Consider the following 5,064-nt stretch of genomic DNA (forward strand, 5'->3'; position numbering starts at 1 on the left):
TATGATCAGGGACTTTTCAGAGTATGCATTAAAACTCTATTCAAAAACAGACACCTCGGATATCCAGATGGAATACTGCCAGAAAATGATTAAAAAACCGGTAAAGGATATAGAAAGATTCTCAAGAATCTGGGAACATCATGTAATTTCATTAAAAGACTCCTATGAAATGAATCCTTGATCAATTAAGGCCAAAGAACCGGGATATCTATTCAGCCAAAATGCCAATCCTGGCATTTTGGCTGAATAGATTTGAGCGTGAAAAGGGGCAACAATAACAAGCCTACTGAAATTACTCCGAATATTATGGATATCCCAAGTTTGTCGGTTTGACCAAGAACAATAGCCACTCCAGCAAAAATCGCGGCGGTTATGTTTATGGCTGTTACCGTCATGATATCTTGAGCGCCTTTGTTTTGGGAGTTGTTGTTGGTATGTCCATTATGGCAATTGTGTTAAATTTTTTAAAAACATAACGGTTGAGCTCAGGGGCCGCCGAGCGAAGCCGAGGGGACAAGGGGATGAAGGCGAAGCCGCCCCTTGCGGTCCCTTGCAGCGATTGTTATGTGTTTTTTTGTTCAACTAAGTTATTAATTTTTCAGAATCAATCCAATTTAAACCAAGAGTTTTACATATGGCTCTAAATCGTTCTTCATCTGGTGGTTCTGCTTTATGCACCACTGTTGGACCAGAACGAGAAATACGGTTGTTAGACATTATTATATTTTGTCCAAGCTTATGCCTTGCCATCATTTCTATGCATTGTGCATGAAAAAAGAGCATATCTTCTCGTTTGTGTGGGGTCGGTAGGTTCTTGAAAAGTTGATTTATTCCAGATTCTTTTTTTAAAGATTGCCCATCTGTGATGAAAACAATATATCCAATCTTTCCAAGTGTGATTGAAATAGAACTGGTTTGTAATAAATGTGCGAATGCAAATGCCACTTTTTTATCAAAGTTGAATTTAAAAACGCTACCAAATGGGTCAGGAGTTGTTTTAAAGCCTCCAGACACACAATGAAGGAAATGTCTGTCTTTTTCCAAAGAATCATTTTGGCGAAACACATCACCAATTTTATATCTTGGGTTTTTTCTATCCCATTCAAAGAAACGGTCTTTATAGCAGAGAGCGTAGTGAATTTTATTTGCCCATTTCCAAATATCTGATTCTGATGAGTTGCCTGAACTAACTTTTTTTTCTAATAGACCATAGATGTCATTATTGCATTTTTTGCACGAAGGAACTAATAATTTTCGATATTGCACACTAGTTCCGTTGGGAAGCACTATTTGCTCATCCCATAGATTGTATTGACGTTGTAACCATTTTGGAAAGACATGTTCGACTGAAACAGCCTTTCTACCACAAATGAAACATGTATTTATATTTTCTTTTGGTTTTGGGATAAGCATATTATCGTTTATTACCAGCTAACGATTGAGCTCACCTGCCGCCAACACTGCGGAGCGCTGAACTTTGAAAAAAACACCTGCTTTGATGCGGGGCAGAGCCTTTCAAAAACCGCCGAGCTGTTGGCGGTCATGTGGAGTGATTGGTTAGGCCAAGATGTCCATGGAATGTCAATCTTTCACGAGTGTTCCTTTGCTCTCCCCACTTAAATGCGGTTAACTCACTTATTTGAATCATCATCTTGCCTTATTTCAAATGTTGTATGTGACTTCTTTGTTTGCTTTCTTGCAATGATCCTATTTATATGTTTAACGTGTGCCTTGTGTGTCTTTAACCCTGGTGACAAACGGTTTTGAGCGATCGTTTTGATTATATTTTCGTTTTCAACCTCAGTTAGAATTCTTTGGTTATGTCCTTTGAGGTAACGAAGGTAACCGAATCCTTTTGTAACATTCTCCGGCATTGTGGTCTTAAACGTGAAGTCACCAACAAAGGCAATTAAAGACTTCACCTTTGTTTCAGGCAAACCAAGAAGTTCCGTCAGTATCTTCGTATGCTTATAATTTTGATGTAATGGATTTTGGAATTTTTGAGAGTGATTTTTGTGCAACTTTTGGGTCCAATACTTGTCTCGTTCTCTACCAAAAATCCAACCTCGCATATTCTTAGTTTCAACAACGAATACGCCAAAAGGTGAGATAATAATATGATCAACCTGCGTACTACCATCTTTGGTAGGAAACGTCACATTATTTACCACATGATAATTTTTGTCGAGAAAAAAGCGTGAGGCAAGGTTAATCTGAAATTCTCCAAACCAACCCTTGAACCACGTTGATTGAAGAATCGAGCCAAGAATTACAATAACCCCTATGGCTACAAAAACATACATCATCATGCTATCCTCATTAAATTTTTGGGCACCCTAACGAAAAGCTAAGCCGGAGCGGCCCGGCCCATGGGGCCGCGATCGGCTTGAGCGACCTGTTAGCCATTGTTTTGGTGCTTGAACATAAAGTCGATTTACTTTTCAGCATACTTCAAAAAAGCATCTTTGTGATGCTCGTCAATTTTCTTCTTTTCAATCCACTCATCTAGGTCTTTGCGGGTAAAAGCAAAATGGTGGTAAATATTCTTAATTGAACGTTGAAACAGAGCTTGAGACATACCTTCTGATTTCCCGGCTTCTTGAATTGCAGTACCGTTGTTACCCTCCTGTAGTTTCTTCAAACAAGATTGTGCATTTCCCAACATTATCCCCGCTTCTGAGTAAAGTTCCATGGCGTCGGATTTGATATACTTTTTTAGGTTAGCGTTCTTATTCGTCTGCCACACTGCCAAAACGATACTTACAAGACTCACACAATAACTGAAAAACTCTGCCCCGCTCATGTCGAAACCCTCCATCATTATTTTACTGCCAACGACCAAACTCACTTGCCCGCCATGCAGGCTAAAGTTGAACTTGGCGAATGTACGAATGTTGAATAACCCGAAAAATCGGCTACGAGTTGCGGGTCAAGTGCAGTGCCTGGTTATACGTTGTCAATTGGTTGATATTCATGAATAATTAAATCTAATGTTTCGATAAATTGTTTAGTTTTTCCTGCCCATTGTTCCACTGAATAATTAGGATATCTCCTTTCGTAATCTTCTGGCACAATGAAACCAAGATATGTGACTAATTTTTCTTTAAGAAATGCCATGAATTTTCTTTGTTCTGGGTCGTTGTTGAAACTACCAAAATTTACAGTAAGCCGACCATCTGAGAAAATGGTAAACACAGAATACTTTCCTAAATGTGACCATTTAGCAGAAAAAGATCCGGCGGTCTTTCCTGTACCCCAAGAGATTTCACTTTTCAATTCTTGAGATTTATCAAAAATTTGTTTTATTGAGCTAACCTGATCTTTATTTAATCTCTCTTTTGCATCTTGAAAAAATGATTCTTTATCCCACTTTCTTCTGGATCCAGAGTTCACAGATACTGTTCTTTTGATTTGGCGAGCCTCTTCTGTGTAACCAAACAATATTGGAGTGACCACTTTTGTTCCATTTAGCTCATACTGCCTGGCTTCGACAATAAGGACTTCAGCTCGCTCCATTTGCTTGTTAAGGAAATCTACAACGCTTTTTAGCTCTGGAGGGGCTTCCTCCATGAAAAAAATTAATCGAACTTGCCCCTCTCGTAAATTGTCCTGCACGTGTTGAAAGAAATTATCTACGGATTCTGTTTCTTCTGGTTGTAAACGCTTAATTTCTTCCTCTAAAGATATTTTATTTTTTGTGGCTGATTCTTCGGCATAATTCCGCATTTCTTCTTTTGACCAATAATAATGACCATTTGCTGCGTATTCGAGCATTTGCCCAACGACTTCTCTTTTTGCACGGCTGTCATTATATCTCTTACATTCGATGAAAGTTGGCATGGCGTCTTGGTCAACAAAAAACATATCGATACTCCACCTGTCATCTCCAGTCGTGGGGTCAGGGACAGGCATTTCTCTTTTTACCACCAACCACCTGCGAGGGTCTGTTGGATTTATTTGATCTCCTGGGACGAGGTCAGGGTTAATTTCAAGGATTCTCTGAAGTTCCAGGTCTTCATTCTTGCAATGAATTCTGGCCATGGGCTGCGTTGTTCCATCGTTGCCAACAGTGTAAACTTTGGACATATTGTTTCCTCGTTTTTTTCTCGTATAACGTTGAGCTGAGCAGCCGGGGGCTAAAAGCAGACAAACTCAGCATAATTGAAATTTATGTCGAAGCCAAAACTTTCGAAAACCGCTCAGTACCCCCCGGTCTGCTCCGGCGTTGTGTTATGTGATTCTACTTCAACTCGATTCTGCTAAAAAATTTTCTTACTTGAGGTAAAATATAGTCCAAGTATTTTGTCTCAATTATAATTTTGCCATGATTTTCAAGTTTAAAGTTGCCATCAACAAGGTGCTGTTTGAAATTGCCATCATTTTTGAGGCTGTCATTAGCATTTCCGTCTTCGTGGACAATAGCATTCCTGAGTTTTCTTAGGGTTTCTATTTCACTCCACGGTTTTTTTTCTGTATGCAGATTACAGCCGAAGACTTTTTTTAAATATATTTTTGCTCGGTTTACTCCTTTACCCTGCATGTCCGTATATTTGACATTAAATTTTTCTAAGTCTTTCTTCTTCTGATAACGTGCTTTGTCTGAATATGCAACATTGCAGAGTGTATTCATCCCATCCTCTATGTACGCAAAAAGGATAACAATAAACGATCTCAAACTGATTTGTGTGAAAACATCCTCTACCATGAAATAGTCTTCAGAATTCCAGTCAAAATATTCTTCTTTTTGTTCCTCTGAAAGATCTTTTGTATCCCTGTCAAATCTATCCGAAATTGATTTCTTCTCATCTATTATTGCAGCCAATGTAAAACGCTTGAATTCTTCCATATCATCAAAGCGATGTACAACAAAATTTTTAATGGTTGGTGCCATTTTGATAAACATATCTTTAAACTTCTTGCTCCTACTTGAATTGGTTTCTGTCATTTACTCACCTCCTTTATTGCAACTGAAACATAACGTCAGCTTCACCGTGCACTTGGCCGTGCGCTGAAAGCGCGCGGTTAAGTGCTACGGTGCAAGCTCTTGTGTACGCCCGGCACGGG

At 39.0% G+C, this 5,064-nt stretch carries 5 protein-coding genes and 1 pseudogene; 1 reads left to right on the forward strand and 5 read right to left on the reverse strand.

All coding sequences use genetic code 11. The features are described 5' to 3' along the window. Positions 1-181, forward strand: a pseudogene (locus QAI40_RS16730) (acyl-CoA dehydrogenase); the annotation flags it as partial. 401 nt (positions 182-582) lie between these two features. Here the strand turns inward: QAI40_RS16730 and QAI40_RS16735 are convergent. From QAI40_RS16735 to QAI40_RS16755, 5 genes are all read right to left on the reverse strand, one after another. Then, the gene (locus tag QAI40_RS16735) at positions 583-1,413 is read right to left on the reverse strand and encodes a hypothetical protein (protein WP_304511884.1); all 831 of its coding nucleotides are present in this window, start codon (positions 1,411-1,413) and stop codon (positions 583-585) included. Between the two features lie 218 nt (positions 1,414-1,631). Beyond that, the gene (locus tag QAI40_RS16740; protein ID WP_304511885.1) at positions 1,632-2,309 is read right to left on the reverse strand and encodes a nuclease-related domain-containing protein; all 678 of its coding nucleotides are present in this window, start codon (positions 2,307-2,309) and stop codon (positions 1,632-1,634) included. Positions 2,310-2,434: 125 nt separating this feature from the next. Further along, the gene (locus QAI40_RS16745; RefSeq protein ID WP_304511886.1) at positions 2,435-2,803 is read right to left on the reverse strand and encodes a hypothetical protein; all 369 of its coding nucleotides are present in this window, start codon (positions 2,801-2,803) and stop codon (positions 2,435-2,437) included. 143 nt (positions 2,804-2,946) lie between these two features. Continuing rightward, entirely contained in the window at positions 2,947-4,086 is a 1,140-nt protein-coding gene (locus tag QAI40_RS16750) for a hypothetical protein (RefSeq protein WP_304511887.1), read from the reverse strand. 154 nt (positions 4,087-4,240) lie between these two features. Further along, positions 4,241-4,945 carry a hypothetical protein gene (locus tag QAI40_RS16755; RefSeq protein WP_304511888.1) on the reverse strand — a complete coding sequence of 235 codons (705 nt, stop codon included), beginning with the start codon at positions 4,943-4,945 and terminating at the stop codon, positions 4,241-4,243. Between the last annotated feature and the right edge of the window lie 119 nt (positions 4,946-5,064).

Source organism: Desulfobacula sp., from assembly GCF_030611305.1.
Classification (GTDB): Bacteria; Desulfobacterota; Desulfobacteria; order Desulfobacterales; family Desulfobacteraceae; genus Desulfobacula.